The organism is Peribacillus sp. TH27 (genome assembly GCF_016650915.1).
GTDB classification, from domain to species: domain Bacteria; phylum Bacillota; class Bacilli; order Bacillales; family DSM-1321; genus Peribacillus; species Peribacillus butanolivorans.
Window position 1 is genome coordinate 3644692 of the sequence record NZ_JAEKEV010000002.1, and the last position, 18134, is coordinate 3662825.

An 18134-nucleotide genomic window follows, 5' to 3' on the forward strand; every position below is an offset into this window, starting at 1 on the left:
ATGAATAATGATCAATATTACATGAAATTGGCGCTTGATTTAGCGGCCAGTGCTAAAGGAAAGACGAATCCTAATCCAGTAGTTGGGGCAGTTATAGTTAAAGACGGTGTCATCGCTGGAACGGGGATCCATCGTAAAGCGGGTGAGCCGCATGCAGAGGTTCATGCGTTTAAAATGGCGGGGGATTATGCGAAAGATGCGACTCTTTACGTCACTCTTGAGCCATGTTCTCATTATGGAAAGACACCTCCGTGTGCTAATTTAGTAAAAGAATCAGGTGTACGTCGAGTTGTAGTGGCTACACAAGACCCAAACCCTGAAGTTGCAGGAAGAGGAATTTCAATTCTTCGGGATGCAGGAATTGAAGTGGAAGTCGGAGTTTTGGAAAAGGAAGCCCAAAGATTGAATGAGCGTTTTATTCACAATATGATAACAAATCGTCCATTTGTCATTTCCAAATATGCGATGACACTCGATGGCAAGCTTGCGACCCATACAGGCCATTCTAAGTGGATTACAGGAGAAGAGTCTCGCCATTCCGTTCATCTTCTTCGTGATGAAGTCGATGCTATTCTCATCGGTATTGGGACTGTATTGGCTGATAACCCATCCTTAACGACTCGGCTTCCAGAAGGCGGAGGGAAGAACCCGATACGAATTATTTTAGACAGTGAACTCCGTGTTCCATTAGATGCCAATGTTGTTCAGGTATCGGATGCTAAAACCGTGATTGTGACGCAGGAAAATGCATCTGTAGATAAAATTGCTGCCTTAAGTGAAAAGGGAATTGAATTCATTATTGTTCCAAAAACAGATGCGGGTTTGGATTTGAGAATTCTGATGGAAGAACTATATAAAAAAGGAATAACGGATGTCTTACTTGAGGGCGGAAGCGAAGTAAACGCCTCATTCCTAAGGGCAGGACTCATCGATAAGTACTTGATCTATGTCGCACCTAAACTATTAGGCGGGAGAAACTCGCTTACACCATTTAGCGGAATCAATGTAGATACAATGGATGAAGCAATGGATGTTTCCATCTCTAGTGTGGACATGTCTGGAGAGGATATCTGTATCATTGCTTATCCTAAATAAAAAATAGACAACAGGTGAAAAAGCATGGTGGTTAAATCAGATGTATGTATTGTCGGATCAGGACCAGGAGGAGCGCTATTAGGCTACCTATTGGCCAAACAAGGCATATCAGTCATCCTACTTGAGAGGCATTCAGAAGTAGCAAGAGAGTTTCGGGGTGAGTTTTTAAACGATGAAGGAGAAAGCATTCTTAAAAAGCACGGCTTATTCGAGGATGTGGAAGAGCTTGGCTTGCTTAGAATGGAGCAAATTGAATATTGGCAGGACGGCCAAGTATTTAAGCGGATTTTTCCCGAAGTTACTAAAGATAACCTTGGCATCCATGTCCCTCAGAATCACCTGCTTACTGCTATATTGAATGAAGCTGAAAAGCTCGATTCTTTTCAATTGATGATGAACACAAGGGTGACTGACTTAATTCAGAACGAAATGGGCCAATTTACCGGTGTGGAAGCTCGAAAAGAAGAAAACAACATTAGAGTGGAAAGCTCATTGATTATTGGGGCGGACGGCAGATTTTCAACTGTTAGAAAGAAAGCGAAAATTCCTGTGGTTATTAAAAACCATGGCTATGATTTGCTGTGGGCTAAGATTCCTGCTCCACAGGGATGGAAACCTTCCATCAAGATGGCTTTGGTCAATGATTCCCAGCTTGCTCTCTTCACTCAGGCAGGAGGTTTCATACAAATCGGGTGGAATATTGAACATGGTTCGTATCCTCATCTGCGAAAACAACCCTTTGAGCCATTTATTGAAAAATTGATATTAGCCTTCCCAGAGTTAAAGAGTGTGGTGCGAGAAAATATTCATTCCTGGCAGGATTTTATTTTATTGGATGTTCACAGTAGCTATTGTGAAACGTGGACAAAAGATGGGGTTGCTTTATTGGGCGATGCGGCCCATACGATGACACCTACAGGCGCATTTGGCCTTAATTGTGCAATGAAGGATGCAGATATATTAGCTGATCTTATTCAAGAATGCATCATGCAGCAGGATACCAGCTTTTTTGGTCTGAAAATGGCTGAGCCGAAAAGAAAAGCTGAGATTGAAAAATTACAGGCCGTTCAGGTGGACAAGGAAATTTCCTTCGCATCACAGTTTGCCGTTTATGTTTGAATGAGGAGTGAAGGATATGAAATTTGGTTTTGATATAGACGATACTCTTATTAATTTGAGGGAGTTTGCGTTCCATCTCTATAATAAAAAGCTTAATAAGAATGTAGAGTTAACGGAATTCAGGGCATTAAAAACGCTAGAGATCCATGAAGCTTTCGGGTTGGATAAAGAGGCAGGAGGAAAGATGTGGAACAGCCTTGCGGAAGAAGTCTATTATTCATCCTGTCCAGCCTTTGAGGGCGCAGTAGAGACGTTACAGGAGCTTGAAAGCGAAGGACATGAAATATACTACATTACCGCCAGAAAATCGGAGCATGGTGAACGGACGAAAAAATGGTTGATCGAAAACGGCTTTCCAGTTAAGGACGAACATTTTTACTGCGGTATGAAGGATCATGAAAAAATTGAAACGATTCGCGAATTGGAATTGGATTATTACTTTGATGATAAACCGGCAGTTTTGGAAACATTATTGGATATTCCAACGAAAGTATATGCTATGGACAACTCCTATAACAGAGAAATGGATATTCCAAGATTGACAAGTTGGTTGGAACTGAAAGAGATTCTTTCAAAGTAACGCACTATCAGTATAGGATGAAGGATGACTTGATTAAACTGAGTCATCCTTTTTATATATAATAATTTCCTGTTGTATTACTTAATGAAAAGGTAAAATTATCTAGATAGTAAAAAAACAAAATGTGGGGGTATAGAGATGGAGATTAATATCGAAAAGTCACTGATCGGTACGCTTGGAATTGAAATGAAAGAAATAAGTGATGGGAAAGTCGTTGCGACGATGCCAGTTGATGAACGAACAAGGCAGCCGCTTGGTTTATTGCATGGAGGAGCATCTGTAGCCCTTGCGGAAACAGTCGCAAGCGTTGGTGGAATACAGCTTGTTGATAGTACGAAACAAGCGGTAGTTGGTCTTGAAATCAATGCCAATCATGTAAGAGGCGTGCGTTCTGGTCATGTTATCGCAGAAGGGAACATAATCCATCGAGGGAAGTCAACAATGGTATGGGATGTGAAAATCAGGGATAACAAAGATCAACTTATCTGCATCTCACGCTGTACATTAGCTATAATTGATTTACCAAAAAGTGAGTAAAATGAATGAAGTTGATTTTAGAAATAACGCAGTGTTTTTGTAATTTAGTTCCTTTTCTTGATTCTACATTTCTTGGGTTAAGTATAGTAATGTTGTAGACCTTTATTGTTTAGAAAGGAGTTTTCTCTTATGCTGGTTGGTCATGTACAAGAGATAACCCGTCACCCGGTAAAATCGTTTACAGGGGAACAGGTACAAAAAACTAAGGTTATGGGATATGGATTATATGGAGATCGCAGCCATGCCTTTAAAGATAAGAATGGAAAGTTTTTAACGATTACTCAAGTTCCTGAAATGGTCCGTTATCAAGCCGTTTTTTCTGGAGAGGAAGCTCTGGACCATTATCCGGAAATTCAAGTGAAGACTCCTTCAGGAAACGTGTTAACCTGGGGAGATACAGCCTTTCAAGAAGAAATGGATCAGCTGTTAAAACAGGAGGCATCATTCGTTGAGTATTCACCGGCACATATTCCATTGGGAGCAATTGAAGAAGAGAGCATCTTACTTGTGAGCGACGCCTCGATTGCCAAATTGACAGAGCTTTAAAAGAAGTAGATGGCAGGAGATTTAGGCACAATTTGGTGCTGTCACTAATGAACAAAAAACCCTTTCTAGAAGAGAAGTGGTTCGGAAAGAGACTTCAAATCGGAGATCGTGTTGAATTGGAAATTAAAAGGCATTGTGAGCGCTGTATGATTATAACAGTCGATCCAACCGATTCAAAAAGAGATCCATCTCTTTTAAAAACAGTAGTCAAAGAAAGAAAAAATCATTTTGGCGTGTATGCCTCGGTAATTCGAACTGGTGAAATCAGTTTGGGAGATCAAGTATTTTTAAAGGATTAAGACATACAAAAGAGCTGCCCCTTTCAACAGGGCAGCTCTTTTGGTTTGGATATAACGAATCATCGGTTCTTCTTCAAATCATCCTGGACACTTTTATCCCACATTTTAACACCGGAATGGTAAGCGGAGCGGTTGATTAAATGTCCGGCTACGGGGCTTGTCATGAAGATAAAGAAAATTGCAAGCACGACACGGAAATCGAAGTGGCTATGCTTATAATAAAAATATAACAATGTGCCGATTAGGATGAACATGATTCCGAGTGTTGAACTTTTGGATGCAGCATGATTTCTTGTATAGACATCAGGCAGTCGAATGACACCGAAAGCTGAGACTAGAAAGAGAAATACCCCAATTAAAATGAATCCAGCTGATAGGATTTCAACGATTTCGATCATTTTCGATAATCTCCCCTTTCTCAAGGAATTTAGCGAAAGCGACCGTTCCGATAAATGATAGGATTCCGAGCAGCAGAATGGCTTCAAGATAAGCGCTTGTATCCATAACGATGGAGGCAAGCGCTACGATTGCAATAAGGTTTATACCCATCGCATCAAGTGCAACGACCCGGTCCGGCACGGATGGTCCTTTAATTAAACGATATAAAAAACCAATCATGGAAAGGGAGACACCGAGCAACGCGATTTTAAGTAAAAGATCAAACATTATTTGCTCACCTCCATAATCGCTTTTTCAAATGTATTTTTAATGCTGTCTACGGCTTCTTCTTTGTCGGCGATATCCATCGCATGAATATAAAGAATTCGATTATCTTCTGAAACTTCAACGACAAGTGTTCCGGGGGTCAGTGTAATTAAATTTGATAGTATCGTAATTTCCCAATCTTTTGTAAGCACGGTCTCGAATGCAAATATGCCAGGCCTCATATCCAGTTTGGGCTTAAGCACGACCTTAAGGACGCTAACGTTTGATAATATGAGCTCCCTGGCGAAAATCAGGGTTAATTGAATGACAGCTTTCACCCGATTCAGGTAAAAACGCTCAGTGAAAAAATGACGGAAGACAAACATGATACCGAGCCCTAATACATAGCCGATGATAAAGGTGCTCCCGTTAAATTCATTTTTTAAAAACATCCAGATAACCGCCAGGAACACATTCAGTAAAATTTGAAAGGACATCAGGCACTACTCCTTTAAAACCGCATCGATATAAATATCGGGATTCATTAATGTGTCAACAGCTTGTGAAATAAAAGGATAAATTGATTCTGTTCCAACTCCGTATAAAACGGAAAGGACAACAAGGAGAACAGCAGGAACAAGCATCTTATTAACCGTATTTTCAGCTAGGGTATAATCTGCTTTTGGAGTACCCCAGAAGCCATTTATGAAAATCTTCATCACTGAGTATAAAACCATTAAGCTTGATAATAAGACTGCAGCCATTCCAAAGTAGGCCTCTTTTTCTGCAGCTCCCTGAAGAATCAGCAGCTTGCCAGCGAATCCGCTGAAGGGAGGAATCCCTGCCAATGATATAGCTGCAATAAAAAAGGTCCAGGCAAGGGCAGGGTATTGCTTGATCAGTCCTCCCATATTCCGTAAATTATCTGATCCACTAATTTTAATCATGATACCAACCAACAGAAAGAGTGCTGCCTTAATCAGCATGTCATGAATGATGTAAAGAATGGAACCAGATAAGGCCTGCTCATTCATCAAGGAGATTCCGAAAATGATAACCCCAACTGCAATGATGATATTGTAAATGATAATTTTTTTAACATCCCAATAGGCGATCGCACCAATGACACCGATGATGATGGTTAAGATACCAAGTATCGCTAAAAAAGTATGGGTGAAATTTTGGTCATGATAAAACATCAGTGTATAGGTCCTGAAAATAGCGTAAATCCCGACCTTGGTCAGCAACGCTCCAAATAGAGCCATCACTGGGATAGGTGGGGCATAATAGGACCCAGGGAGCCATTGGAATAACGGGAAAATAGCTCCCTTCAAACCGAATACGATTAAGAAACCAATGGCAATCACCGAGATGATCCCAGGCTGGTTAACCTCTGATATCCGCTGGCTGAGGTGTGCCATGTTCAAGGTGCCGAGAACTGAATACAGGTATGCGACCATGATGACGAAAAAGGCAGATGATAGTACATTGACGATAATATACTTCAATGATTCTCTCAGCTGGATTTTCGTTCCTCCAAGTACGAGAAGCACGTAAGAAGCCATCAGCATGACTTCAAAGAAGACGAATAAATTAAAGAGGTCTCCCGTGAGGAATGCTCCGTTAACACCAATCAGTAAAAATTGAAATACAGGATAATAATAGTGTGTTTCACGTTCTTTACCAATAGAGTAAAACGAGTAAATCAATATAGCTAATCCAATGATATTCGTGGTTAGAACTAGCAGCGAGGAAAGCATGTCAGCGACAATCACAATCCCAAATGGAGCATCCCAGCTACCGACACCGAGTGTCAAAATCCCTTGATTATTAACGGAAAGCACTAAATAAAGGGATATTACGATTCCAATAAGGGAGGAAAATAGAGAAATCCCTCGTTGGAGCTTGATTTTTTTTGCAAAGAAGATGAGGATAATGCCTGTAAAAAGCGGCCATAAAACAGGCATAAAAGTTAGATTATTCATTTGCTTCCGTACCTCTCATTTCTTCCATATCATCAGTTCCAAGCTCCTGATAGGTTCGGTAAGCAAGCACCAGTAAAAATGAGGTGACACCGAAACTGATGACAATCGCAGTTAAGATAAGTGCTTGCGGAAGCGGGTCAACATAGGATGCCACTTTATCGCTAAGCAATGGAACCGAGCCGCCTTTTAAACCGCCCATCGTCAAAATTAAAAGATGGGCACCGTGACTGAGCAAACCAGTTCCTATTATGATTCGTAAAATACTTTTTGAAAGCATTAAATAGGTCGCACTCATAAATAAAATTCCAATGACAATGGCCATTAAAAGTTCCATTATTCACTCTCCCCAATCGTTTGAATAATGGTCATCGTTACACCAACAACCACAAGATAAACACCTAAATCAAAAAGTACTGCCGTATGAAGCGAGATGTGCCCAAGAATAGGTAGGTCGATATATCGGTACACATGGGTCATGAGCGGAACCCCGAACACTAACCCACCAGCAACAGTCAGGCTTGAGATGAACAAGCCTGAACCAATCATTAATTTATAGTCAATCGGCAAGATCTTGGTGACGGTTTTAATGTCATAAGCGAGCAGAAGCAGGACAATTGCTGCTGAAGTCATCAAGCCGCCGACAAACCCGCCCCCTGGCGAATAATGGCCGCCTAAAAAGATTGCTACCGAAAAAAGTAAAATAACAAAGGCGGCTACCTTCGTCACCGTTTGAAGAATCAGGTCATTTTGTTTCATGATTTATCTTTCCTCCCTGTCAGCCGCAATTTAATCATCGCGAAGATTCCGAGCGCAGCGATAGAAAGAACACTAATTTCGAACATCGTATCAAGTCCGCGGAAGTCAACTAGAATGACATTTACTACGTTTTTCCCGCCTGCTTCCTTGTAAGCATTTTCAAGATAATAACTTGATATAGAATCAAATAGTTTGTTGCTGTGAGCTGATAAGGCAATCAATGTGACGATGGTACCTACACCAATAGAAATCAATGCGTTATTCAATCTGAAGGTCATCCGCTCTTCTTTTCTGCTTGCCAGTAACGGTAAGTGGAAGAAACAGAGCAAAAACAGAGCGACTGAAATCGTTTCGATGACTAGTTGAGTTAACGCTAAATCCGGTGCCCGGAATAAGACGAAAAATAGAGAAACCGTATAACCAACAGCTCCTAATAGGATAATGGATGTTAAACGGGATTTTGCAAACAGAATGGAAATTGAGCCAATCACGATAATCGCCGCTAAAACCAATTCATATAAACCAATCGGGGCAAAATTCCCTGTATCTAATTTAAATGCATCCTTCCAATAGAGGGCAAAGCCCAATGATAGAATAAAGAAAAGGAAAATCGATAATAAATAGGTCCGAATAGAGCCTGTCATCAGAAATTTCATGACAGAGGAAGCGGAGCGTTCGAGCACTTTTAGCCCATTATCATACAGAGTGTTCAAAGAAAAACGTTCAGGCAACCACTGATAAATCCTTTCCCATTTCGGAAACGTTTTATATAAAATTAACCCTATTACAATGATGCCAATCGTCATCCATAATTCTGGTGAGAATCCATGCCAGAAAGCGATATGAACTTGGAAATTCGAATCTACTAAGTTTGGCTGTATGCTGGCTACCGCCGGTTTTATAATTGACGAAGACAGCAGATTTGGAAAAATTCCAAAAACAATGACCAAGGTAGCAAGGATAATCGGAGAAATTAACATGCCGATTGGTGCCTCGTGCGGCCTCTTTTCTAATAGATGGAGCTGAAGCTTGCCAGTAAAGGGCTTGAGCACGACAATCATGCTGTAAATAAATGTGAACACGCTAGCAACCCAAGCAAGAACGGGGAACAATACTCCCCATGTCTCCATATTAAAAATATCTAGTTCTAATACATTCACCATACTGGCCAAGAACATTTCTTTACTTAAGAAACCATTGAAGGGTGGAAGGCCTGCCATTGAAAAAGCACCGATGACGGCCACGGTAAAGGTGATTGGCATCAGCTGCATCAATCCGCCGAGCTTCCGGATATCCCGGGTGCCAGTTTCGTGATCAATAATACCAGCAACCATGAATAGACTGCCTTTAAAAGTCGCATGATTGATTAAGTGGAAAACAGCTGCCACCGTGGCTGCCAAGTATATATTTTCACCCAATGTGTCATAGTGGAGTGCTGCTGCTCCAAGTCCCAATAGAGACATGATCAAGCCGAGCTGACTGATGGTGGAGAATGCCAGAATCCCCTTTAAATCGGTTTGCTTGACTGCAGAGAACGAACCCCAGAATAGGGTAATCAAGCCGGCAATCGAAACGCACCAGAACCAAACGCCAGATTCTGCGAAAACTGGGCTTAAACGGGCAACCAGATAAATTCCCGCTTTGACCATTGTGGCGGAATGAAGGTAAGCGCTGACCGGTGTCGGAGCTTCCATCGCATCAGGAAGCCAGATATGGAATGGAAACTGTGCGGATTTAGTGAAGGCACCAAGTAACACGAGCAAAAGTGCGGGAGTGAAGAGCGGGTGGTCCATCAACTCTCCGCTTTGTGAAATCAATTCACGTATGCTGAATGTGTTCCCCATAATGGAAAGGAGGATGATTCCTCCAAGCAGGCTTAAGCCCCCGAACACGGTGATAAGCAGGGATTTTTGTGCTCCATAACGTGAGCGCTCCCTTTCGTTCCAATATCCAATCAATAAAAAGGATGATAAACTCGTAAATTCCCAAAAGGAATAAAGGACGATTAAGTTATCAGAAAGTACAACACCAAGCATCGCACCCATGAAAAGCAAGAGGAAGACGTAAAACTGATTCAGCTTTTCTTTCACTTTTGATAAATAAAAAATCGAATACAAAATTACGAGTGAACCAATTCCTGTAATGAGCAGTGCAAATAAAAGTCCAAGTCCATCTAGATAGAAATCAACATGAATTCCGAGAGAAGGAATCCATGTAGCTCTTTCCGTAATTACTTCTCCTTGTTTGGTCAATGAAATGAATCGTGAAAAATAGGTGAAAAGTAGAACAGGTAAAATTAATACAAACCATCCTGTATGTATTTGTCGAAATAGTTTGTATAAGAACGGTACTATAATTGCTAATAAAAACGGTGATAGTACCGCCCAATGAAGCAAAGACATAAACTCCCCCCCCTTTTAAACGAAGTTACTCGTCTTATTATGCATTTTTTCAGCAATCCTAGACGTTAGGATATCTTCGTTGAATGTGTTTTTTATTAATAAATGTTTGTCTTGCTTAAAAGTATAACGTAATTTTTCAGGGTTTGCATGGCTTTAGGAGCAGGGGTGGCATGCCGAAATAAAGATTTATATATAGGTAGAAAAGGAGAGAAAATCGACCTAAAAAATTTATTTATAAGTGATTTTAATGGAATAATAAATGCCATCCATTGTCGAATTGAATAATATCTTGCATAATCCCGTAGTTGTCACCGCTGTAATTTTTCGGACAATAGCTATTGCTGCAATAGCTCGCCCCGCTTACAAGTTGAGTAATATCCGCATTTGTTTCTTCGATATAGGGTGCATAATCAAGAAGTGGTTTAATGGCTGATCCTGGCTGCCTATAGCTTTGGTAAGCTCGATTGAAAGAATTTTTTTTATAATCTTTTCCCCCAATCAAAGAGACAAGCTCGTGCGTATGATGCTGTATAACCACTGTAGCTCCCTCGATATCATTGACGCCGATTTTGATTGCACAGCAGTCTTAGACTGGGTTTGCAGCTTAGTATCTAGTGCGGTATGGATGGTTACACCGGAATTCAAAAGCTTTTCGACCCTTTTATTCAGCTCGACTTCCGCCTGCTGACGTGTAGCTTCATTAGAACTTTGCAAAGACTTTGTGAGACCTTCAGAGGATGCTTCCAGGTTTTTCAACTCTTGATGAACATATGTCACATAATCGGGATATAAGTCGATCGTGGTGGACAAGTCTAATTTAATTGTTTCTTTGACAAGCTTTTCATACTCGTTCTGTTTTAATTTACCTTCTGCGACCATTTGCTTTAGAATCCGTTCCTGACGCTTTTTCGTTTTATCAAAATGTTTAAGAGGGTTATAGATTTCGGGATTATTAGGAATCGCTGCTAGGAATGACAATTCTACTTTTGATAACTCCGCATTTGGTTTACTGAAATAAAACTGGGAAGCAGCTTCAATTCCGTAATCTTCATTATGGAAATAAATAGCGTTCATATATAACTCAATGATTTCTGATTTCAATATTTTTCGTTCTAACTGATAGGCATAAAAGAGTTCACTAAGCTTCTAAATCATTGTTTTGTGAATTGACTAAAAGCACCCTGCTGATACCGGTTATATCAACACCTGCATATTCATAAAAATTTTGATCTTCTGTAACAATGAACAAGTCTTCTAGGAACAAAGGTATATCTTCAAGTTTCAGGTAAGTTCGTTTTTCACCATTGGAAATTTCACTTATTACTTTTCCATTTGCGGCCGTCATATAACTTGTCCGAGCCAGTTCGATAGTTTCAATGGGAATTCTCTCGTCGAGAACATGATTGGGAGATTGGGTTTTAGACCACTCTTTATAGGAAAGAAAAATAAGAATGGATAAAACAGGAAACAAGAAGAAAATCGTGATATAAGCAAGATACGTGCGCATAGTTCAACTTCCTAACTAATATATTTTTAGTATATTTCTGGAAAAGTATAGGGAATAAAGAATGGTACTTTCGATTTATGAATCCATCACAATCCAATTAAGGAAGACAATAAAGAGTTTTAAAAGAAATTGGGAATCGTCAGTCGCAATGACACTGAATATCTAGGGTAGTAAAATCCAATAAAAATTTTTCTAAATCTTCTGTTATAATATTCTCATGAGAATATTGAAAACCAAATTTTGGTTGATATGAAGATGTCAGGAATAAGAAGGGGGTCATAAAAATGGAGGAACAACAGCAATATATATTCATTGATTTTGAATTTACGATGCCTGAAGGAAAAGCGAATCCAGTAGGGTTTTATCCGGAAATTATTGAGGTCGGTTTAGTCTCAGTTATAAATGAGACAATCCAAGAACAGTTCTCTTCCTTTGTTAACCCGTTGAAATTTCCAGTCTTAACGGGAAGATGTAAGAAATTCTTGAATATCACCCAAAATCAGGTGGACCGGGGGATTTCATTTGAAGAGTTGGTTTCTTTATTGAAGAAAATAGATGAGCAAGCTCCATCGACAATTGTGACTTGGGGAAATATGGACATGAAGGTACTACGGCAGAACTGTCAGAAATCAGGATTAAAGTTTCCTTTTTCTGGTAAACAAGTGGATCTTTGTTTGGAATACAAACGCTTTTTCGGAGATCAAAATCAAACCGGATTATGGAAGGCTGTACAGGCCTATGGTAAAGAAGGGACAGGCAAGCACCACAGAGCCCTTGATGATGCGATTACGACCTATAACATCTTTAAGTTAGTCGAGAAAGATAAGAGTTATATGCAAAATCATGAACCGACGACAATTGGCGATCGCATTGATTTATCGAAGGTATTGAATCATTTAGCGTTATAAAAGCCAAATCAATTACTACTGATTTGGCTTTTATCATGCTTTATTTGAAATAATCCGCTGCTAACTCTTCAAGCAACTGTAAGCTTTTATTATTCCATTCTGTGTGGACTTCGCTTAAAGTTCGTGCCATATTCTCAACAGCTTCTCTTAATGATTCCTTATACTCAGGAATTTCCTCTTCAAAGACCCTGACCATATTCTTCGGTACATTGGTTCTCTCGCGGAATGCAAGTGCACGACGTTGATGAAACATGGAAACTTCTGTTTGCTTCGGGTTATGAAGATCTCCCTGCATAGGATGCTTCACAACTGCCAACACTTTTACAAGATATGAAGTAGGCCTGATATCATTGATTTCGCCGATGTATTTCCCTGTTTTATATATGGCAGTAACCTTGTCGCCAATGTTAAATTCCTGTTCGGACATTTTTCATCCACCTTTCTTTTAGCTTCCTTCATGATACATAAGAACAACGATTTTTCACAGCGAATTTGTTTAATTTTCGCAAAGATGCTTTTTTTACAAAAATCGTGTAAAGTGTACAAATGAAGGTTGAAAATGGAGATGTAAGCCATTTTATTTAAAAAAGAAAGAGGTTATGAACTGTGACAAACTTTCCACAATTAACAAACGAAGTATTGGAAAATGAAAAAGCGGTCATTATGCAAACAACGCAAGGCGATATTAAAATTAAACTGTTTCCCGAACTGGCTCCAAAAACAGTAGAAAACTTCTTAACACATGCTGAAAACGGTTACTATGAAGGGATTATATTCCATCGTGTCATCAAAGATTTCATGCTTCAAGGCGGAGATCCTACAGGAACTGGAATGGGTGGTGAAAGTATTTGGGGCGCTCCATTTGAAGACGAGTTCTCTATGCAATTATTCAATCTGCGAGGAGCTCTTTCCATGGCGAATGCAGGACCAGGAACAAATGGCAGCCAATTCTTCGTTGTTCAAGCACAGCACGTAGACAGCAGAATGGGTGAACAAATGAAGCAAGCCGGTTATCCGGAAGAAATCATTAACGCTTATATGGAACAAGGCGGCACACCATGGCTTGACCATAAACACTCTGTCTTTGGACAAGTTATCGAAGGCATGGATGTTGTTGATACGATTGCTAACGTAGAGACAGTTGCCGGAGACAAACCAGCTGTTGACGTAGTCATTAAGGGTATTACCATTTTATAATCGTCAAAATGAAACGAGGGGCTTGATGCCTCTCGTTTTTACTAGCGTTCCAATCTTAGCGTTGGCCACACCCGCATAATTATAAAAATAATTTCAATGGCTGGAGCTAAAAAAGCTGCTGCAAATCCTATTTTCACTCCAAAGATAGCTGATGCGGTCGAAATAATTGTTTCTACCTGAATACAAATCCATTCCTATGATAGCTCATTAAATTAATTTCTTTCGTTAAACAATGTTATTTTGTCATCATCGATGCATAATTTTTTTTATCTTGATAAGCATGTAATTTTACCATCGCAAATCTTGCAATTGGTTGAATCACTAAACTCTCAGCTATAAGTACGATCAAGAAATTTCTTGGCCAATTCGTTAAAAATCTACTAAATATTTCTGAACTAATACCGTTTCCTACGATATCCCCAATAAGCGTCATACACGCTGACATTCCCAATACAGTGAATAAGATCCTAAATAAAATCTTTGCATTAAAGCTATCTGCTGGTTCTGTAAATTTCCCAACTAATTTTTCTGCAATAGGACCTATGATTACCGGTTCCATAATCATCGCAATAATCCACATAATCGGTAACGTTTTAAGTATCAGTAATACAACATTCCCATCTAATTTTTCTGAAATTAGAATGATACTTAGCGTCGTCATCAACAAAACAGTCAGCGTACAAATGATACCGCCATATAACGCTCCTTCTTTACCGTTTCTAGGTAATCTTGTTTCTAGTTTCATGTTTTTCTTCCTTTCAAAAAAAGTATTTCAGATAGTATCAATACATGATTTAGTGCTTTAAAAGCATTTGCATCACAAATGCTAAGGCAATATTTAATACGGATTCACTAAAAAGTCCAACAAGTCAGTTACTAAAAGAGAGCCATAATAGACCCTGTTTAGTTTTGTTTATTCACTTATTAATACGAATTTAATAAATTTGGTAATACCTGTGAAATCATTTTTAGTGGATCACTTGTTTTTTTTGTTAAACAAAGCATAATAGCACCTTCAATAGAAGCTGTCATCATTAGAGAAATTGAATCAGTTGTTTCTTTCGAAAAACCATCTGCTACTAACTTGTTCGAATAAATCTCTTGAATATTTGTGAAAGATTGATCACAGGCATTCCTGACTGATTCACTTAGTAATCCCATTTCGCTAACGATGCTGCTAAATGTATAACCAGTAATCATCCCATCTCGATCATATTGAACGATCAATTCCTCAATCATCGCTTGTGTAGCTGCTTGAGTAGATGGATAATTTTGAAAAATTTCTTCCATATGCGTTGTAATTGCTTCATTTAATGAATGAAGACAAGCGATGAGTAATTCTTCTTTTCCGTTTGGAAAGTGATGATAAAGCGAACCTTTTGAAATGTTACATGCTTTTAAAATTTCGTTTAATCCTACTCCCAAATATCCTTTTTGCTGGAAAAGACTTGTCGCGATGTCGATTATCCGCGATTTCGTATCCATAATAAACACCCTCCATACCAACCGGTCTATTTTTAAATATATCAAAATAACATTTTATAAGTCAAGGCATTTTTAACTCTCTAACAGTAATGGTTTTCACGATTTATACACAAATATTAGTAAACTTTTTCCTTCTACCCTTCCTCAAACCACGTCAAAATATCCTTCTATTTCACCTTACTTAATGGATTTTGTCGACATGATCGCTAACGTTGAGACAGTGGCTGGAGATACACCAGCTGTAGACGTATTCATCAAGGGTATTACCCTTTAATAATCGTCAAAGGTAAGCGAGGGGTTTGATACCTCTCGTTTTATAAAGTTTTAGTGGATTTGGCCCACTAGTGGATTGTTCTGGTAATTGTTATAATGAGATAAAGAAGTTATTTTCTATCAGGAAGGATGTATCGGATGGACTTTCTTAATCATACTTTATTAGGTTTGTTTCTTTACTTTCCAGAAGACAAGACTGAATATATCTCGGCAGGTATAACATGTTTCATCTTTTTAATTGCAGCTGTTTTTACGATGCGAGCCATCATAAAATATTCAAAAAAAGAAGAAATGAAAACAAAACAATTTGAAGATGAAGTCACTAAAAGAAATCAACGTATAAAGGATGATTCTCTTTCTTAAACTAAAAAAGCTGCGAGCTCATTCATGAGAGATTGCAGTTTTTTATTATATTCTATTGGTAATTTGAACATTAATTATCCTGTTATGAATGGGATTCGATTTTGATAATAGGTCGTAAAGTCCCTGTATACATAATAAACTGTTCCTTTATCAGCATAAGCATTTTATACTATAAGGATATAGATAGAATTTTTGGGGGCGTAAATTGTTATGCAAATCGTAGCTAAAAGAATGATTGCGGCAGATACGGTTAAGAGTTTTTTCATGCAGCATTGGGAAACGACTCAAGTCGTTTTTTCTAGAGGCTTGTTTCATTATGCAGAACTTGAGGGATTTGGGGTGATGGATGAGAATGAAAAAATCACTGGATTAGGGACATACAAGATGGCCAATCAGGTATGTCAGATCATTTCTTTGAATAGTGAGCATGAGAAGCAAGGTGTGGGCTCATCGTTGCTTTATGTGATAGAAAATATTGCAAAGGAAAAAAATTGCCATACTATTAAAGCGATTACAACCAATGATAATTTACAGGCATTGAAGTTTTTCCAAAAGCGTGGCTATGTCATTTCAGAAATTGTGAAAAATGCAGTCGAAGAATCAAGAAAAATCAAGCCTGAAATCCCATTTTACAGCTTTGATGGAATTCCGGTACGAGATGAGATAATACTAGAGAAATATTTATAATATGGTAGAATTTAACTGAGTATGAATAGAGGAGGAATGGAATTTGTTTAAGAAAATTGCGGCTGATGCACTTGGTCTCAGTGATATTGGAAGTGTGATTAAGCCTGCCGACTATGACAAGGTGGATGCAGATGATTACATCATGCACGAAGATGAGGAAAAAATTTATTTCCTGATTAAATCGAAAACCGATGAATACTGTTTTACGAATCAGGCGTTTATCCATTTGGATGGTACAAGTGCCATTAGTAAAAAGCGTACACTTACAAGGTATAGCTATAGCCAGCATAATATTTCCAACGTGACCCTTGAAACGGCAGGCACCGTGGATTTGGATGCAGAAATTAAATTTTCGATTGGGGCAAAAACTTTTTCCATTGATGTTCATAAAAAATTCATCGAAGAATTAAAGGACTTGTTCAAATCACTTGTTAAAATATCGGAAATTTGTCATGAAAATGAGTATGCCCTTCAATATGCCCAGCAAAGTGTAAACCTTGCTTCTTCCACTTTGAACCAGGTTCGGACTGAAGGAAGTCAAATGGCCGCGAGTTTTAAGGATATTAATTCCGCTGCTTTTGAATGGTTGATGGACAGCCGGAAAAAGTATCATATTAAAGATTTCGGTTATGTTTTTGAAAAATATATCAATAATTAAAAAAGAGGCGAACACAGAATGATGTGTCCGCCTTATTTTATTTAAGTCGCATCTAATAATCCCCCGCGATCCCCTATTGTTTAGACTTACACGAAACGCTTTGATACGAATATTGCATCATCATCTGCATCTTACCGAATTGTCTGGAACGATTATGTTAATTAATCCTCTTTGGAAAAACACACGAAAAGCCCATCTTTTTGAATTTTATTAGTTTTTGTTCTCTCTTCCGATTTATTCTTGAGGTAAAAAGTACCTTTATGGAATGAAGTAAAGATAGAAATACTAGAGAGAAGAAACGATTATGAAAGGATGTTGCACATGCTATCTAATCAGCAAATAAAAAGCCTTCAACAGCAATTGCAGCACACAAAGCAGGAGTTGGAAAAGCAATTAAATGACTCGGGTGACTTTGGTTTAAGAAGAAGTCAAGATGATTCGACTGGTGAGTTATCGAGCTATGATAATCATCCTGGTGATCAAGGAACAGAATTATATGAGCGTGAAAAAGATTTGGCGCTGGGTGAGCATGTCCGAGATGAAATTAGGGATATTAATCGAGCCCTTCAAGCAATTGATGCAGGAGAGTATGGGAAATGTGAAGTTTGTTCAAAAGAAATTCCTCTTGACCGTTTGAGCATTATCCCGACGACTACCTTTTGTGTTGAACATTCGCCATCTCAAGAAACTTCTGACAATCGGCCGGTAGAAGAGGAAGTGTTGGGACCTCCATTTGGAAGGTTTGATTATGATGGGCGGGACGAATCGGTTGCATTCGATGCGGAGGATTCATGGCAGGAAGTTGCTAGCTATGGAACATCTGAAACGCCTTCTGATTTTGCTTATCCTCCTAACGATTATGAAGATATGTATGTCGAGTCTGAAGAAAATATTGGGTATGTTGAAGATTATGAAAATTTTGTTGGCGTGGATATATACGGTAAGGAGATAACGGTCTATCCTAACTCCCAGTATCAAGAATTGAAGGAAACACTTATTGAAGAAAATATACAAACATCGATTGGGGATCTGCCTCGTTATGAGCATGATCCATATGTAGAAGAAGAGAAGGGCTAATAGAAAAAAGCAAAG

23 protein-coding genes and 1 pseudogene are annotated in these 18134 nt (G+C 38.9%); 11 read left to right on the forward strand and 13 right to left on the reverse strand.

Translation table 11 applies throughout. The features are described from left to right. The 5 genes and pseudogenes from ribD to JFU24_RS18885 all read left to right on the forward strand — a co-directional run bounded on the left by ribD (position 1) and on the right by JFU24_RS18885 (position 4176). Positions 1-1095 carry a bifunctional diaminohydroxyphosphoribosylaminopyrimidine deaminase/5-amino-6-(5-phosphoribosylamino)uracil reductase RibD gene (ribD, locus tag JFU24_RS18865; protein ID WP_056524761.1) on the forward strand — a complete coding sequence of 365 codons (1095 nt, stop codon included), beginning with the start codon at positions 1-3 and terminating at the stop codon, positions 1093-1095. Between the two features lie 24 nt (positions 1096-1119). Continuing rightward, positions 1120-2214, forward strand: a complete 1095-nt coding sequence (locus JFU24_RS18870) for an FAD-dependent monooxygenase (protein WP_201222739.1) — start codon at positions 1120-1122, stop codon at positions 2212-2214. A gap of 16 nt (positions 2215-2230) precedes the next feature. After that, positions 2231-2794, forward strand: a complete 564-nt coding sequence (locus JFU24_RS18875) for a 5' nucleotidase, NT5C type (RefSeq protein ID WP_201187181.1) — start codon at positions 2231-2233, stop codon at positions 2792-2794. A gap of 138 nt (positions 2795-2932) precedes the next feature. Further along, the gene (locus JFU24_RS18880) at positions 2933-3331 is read left to right on the forward strand and encodes a hotdog fold thioesterase (RefSeq protein WP_201187179.1); all 399 of its coding nucleotides are present in this window, start codon (positions 2933-2935) and stop codon (positions 3329-3331) included. Between the two features lie 129 nt (positions 3332-3460). Continuing rightward, positions 3461-4176 (forward strand): annotated as a pseudogene (locus JFU24_RS18885) (MOSC domain-containing protein). A 59-nt stretch (positions 4177-4235) separates the two neighbouring features. Here the strand turns inward: JFU24_RS18885 and mnhG are convergent. The 10 genes from mnhG to JFU24_RS30810 all read right to left on the reverse strand — a co-directional run bounded on the left by mnhG (position 4236) and on the right by JFU24_RS30810 (position 11471). Further along, positions 4236-4574: a monovalent cation/H(+) antiporter subunit G gene (gene mnhG / locus JFU24_RS18890; protein ID WP_053348732.1), complete on the reverse strand. Its 339-nt coding sequence runs from the start codon at positions 4572-4574 to the stop codon at positions 4236-4238. Then, positions 4558-4794 (reverse strand): Na(+)/H(+) antiporter subunit F1, encoded by a 237-nt coding sequence (locus JFU24_RS18895; protein WP_376110396.1) that lies wholly within the window; start codon positions 4792-4794, stop codon positions 4558-4560. Before JFU24_RS18895 ends, mnhG begins: the two co-directional genes overlap by 17 nt. A gap of 47 nt (positions 4795-4841) precedes the next feature. Next, positions 4842-5318 (reverse strand): Na+/H+ antiporter subunit E, encoded by a 477-nt coding sequence (locus JFU24_RS18900; RefSeq protein WP_053348734.1) that lies wholly within the window; start codon positions 5316-5318, stop codon positions 4842-4844. 6 nt (positions 5319-5324) lie between these two features. Then, positions 5325-6806 (reverse strand): Na+/H+ antiporter subunit D, encoded by a 1482-nt coding sequence (locus JFU24_RS18905; RefSeq protein WP_201250291.1) that lies wholly within the window; start codon positions 6804-6806, stop codon positions 5325-5327. Continuing rightward, positions 6799-7140 (reverse strand): Na(+)/H(+) antiporter subunit C, encoded by a 342-nt coding sequence (locus tag JFU24_RS18910; protein ID WP_056525719.1) that lies wholly within the window; start codon positions 7138-7140, stop codon positions 6799-6801. The genes JFU24_RS18905 and JFU24_RS18910 overlap by 8 nt, the downstream gene beginning before the upstream one ends. Further along, positions 7140-7562 carry a Na(+)/H(+) antiporter subunit B gene (locus tag JFU24_RS18915; RefSeq protein ID WP_201222743.1) on the reverse strand — a complete coding sequence of 141 codons (423 nt, stop codon included), beginning with the start codon at positions 7560-7562 and terminating at the stop codon, positions 7140-7142. The genes JFU24_RS18910 and JFU24_RS18915 overlap by 1 nt, the downstream gene beginning before the upstream one ends. Further along, positions 7559-9964 (reverse strand): Na+/H+ antiporter subunit A, encoded by a 2406-nt coding sequence (locus JFU24_RS18920; protein WP_201250292.1) that lies wholly within the window; start codon positions 9962-9964, stop codon positions 7559-7561. Before JFU24_RS18920 ends, JFU24_RS18915 begins: the two co-directional genes overlap by 4 nt. Positions 9965-10208: 244 nt before the next feature. Continuing rightward, entirely contained in the window at positions 10209-10466 is a 258-nt protein-coding gene (locus JFU24_RS18925; RefSeq protein WP_242485363.1) for a hypothetical protein, read from the reverse strand. Further along, the gene (locus JFU24_RS18930; protein ID WP_201250293.1) at positions 10463-11065 is read right to left on the reverse strand and encodes a transglycosylase domain-containing protein; all 603 of its coding nucleotides are present in this window, start codon (positions 11063-11065) and stop codon (positions 10463-10465) included. The genes JFU24_RS18925 and JFU24_RS18930 overlap by 4 nt, the downstream gene beginning before the upstream one ends. Positions 11066-11102: 37 nt before the next feature. Further along, a complete protein-coding gene (locus tag JFU24_RS30810; protein WP_201250294.1) occupies positions 11103-11471 on the reverse strand; it encodes a transglycosylase domain-containing protein in 369 nt (122 codons plus the stop codon). A gap of 284 nt (positions 11472-11755) precedes the next feature. On the opposite strand from JFU24_RS30810, the gene kapD reads away from it, so the two are divergent. After that, positions 11756-12379, forward strand: a complete 624-nt coding sequence (gene kapD / locus JFU24_RS18940) for a 3'-5' exonuclease KapD (RefSeq protein ID WP_098176233.1) — start codon at positions 11756-11758, stop codon at positions 12377-12379. Between the two features lie 40 nt (positions 12380-12419). On the opposite strand, the gene JFU24_RS18945 is transcribed toward kapD, so the two are convergent. Continuing rightward, the gene (locus JFU24_RS18945; protein ID WP_053348743.1) at positions 12420-12806 is read right to left on the reverse strand and encodes a kinase-associated lipoprotein B; all 387 of its coding nucleotides are present in this window, start codon (positions 12804-12806) and stop codon (positions 12420-12422) included. 236 nt (positions 12807-13042) lie between these two features. Here JFU24_RS18945 and JFU24_RS18950 point away from each other — a divergent pair, with 236 nt between their 5' ends. Beyond that, a complete protein-coding gene (locus JFU24_RS18950; RefSeq protein WP_053348878.1) occupies positions 13043-13576 on the forward strand; it encodes a peptidylprolyl isomerase in 534 nt (177 codons plus the stop codon). 235 nt (positions 13577-13811) lie between these two features. Here the strand turns inward: JFU24_RS18950 and JFU24_RS18955 are convergent, their stop codons facing one another. Together JFU24_RS18955 and JFU24_RS18960 are read right to left on the reverse strand one after the other, a co-directional pair. After that, positions 13812-14321 carry a DUF2798 domain-containing protein gene (locus tag JFU24_RS18955; protein WP_201250295.1) on the reverse strand — a complete coding sequence of 170 codons (510 nt, stop codon included), beginning with the start codon at positions 14319-14321 and terminating at the stop codon, positions 13812-13814. A gap of 179 nt (positions 14322-14500) precedes the next feature. Next, entirely contained in the window at positions 14501-15061 is a 561-nt protein-coding gene (locus JFU24_RS18960; RefSeq protein ID WP_201222748.1) for a TetR/AcrR family transcriptional regulator, read from the reverse strand. 411 nt (positions 15062-15472) lie between these two features. On the opposite strand from JFU24_RS18960, the gene JFU24_RS18965 reads away from it, so the two are divergent. From JFU24_RS18965 to JFU24_RS18980, 4 genes are all read left to right on the forward strand, one after another. Beyond that, the gene (locus JFU24_RS18965; protein ID WP_053348746.1) at positions 15473-15697 is read left to right on the forward strand and encodes a hypothetical protein; all 225 of its coding nucleotides are present in this window, start codon (positions 15473-15475) and stop codon (positions 15695-15697) included. Positions 15698-15907: 210 nt separating this feature from the next. Continuing rightward, complete coding sequence (locus JFU24_RS18970) at positions 15908-16384, forward strand: GNAT family N-acetyltransferase (RefSeq protein WP_056525694.1); 477 nt, start codon at positions 15908-15910, stop codon at positions 16382-16384. Positions 16385-16427: 43 nt separating this feature from the next. Continuing rightward, a complete protein-coding gene (locus JFU24_RS18975; protein ID WP_053348748.1) occupies positions 16428-17042 on the forward strand; it encodes a PH domain-containing protein in 615 nt (204 codons plus the stop codon). Between the two features lie 321 nt (positions 17043-17363). Continuing rightward, positions 17364-18119 carry a TraR/DksA C4-type zinc finger protein gene (locus JFU24_RS18980; RefSeq protein WP_201250296.1) on the forward strand — a complete coding sequence of 252 codons (756 nt, stop codon included), beginning with the start codon at positions 17364-17366 and terminating at the stop codon, positions 18117-18119. The last annotated feature ends 15 nt before the right edge of the window (positions 18120-18134 follow it).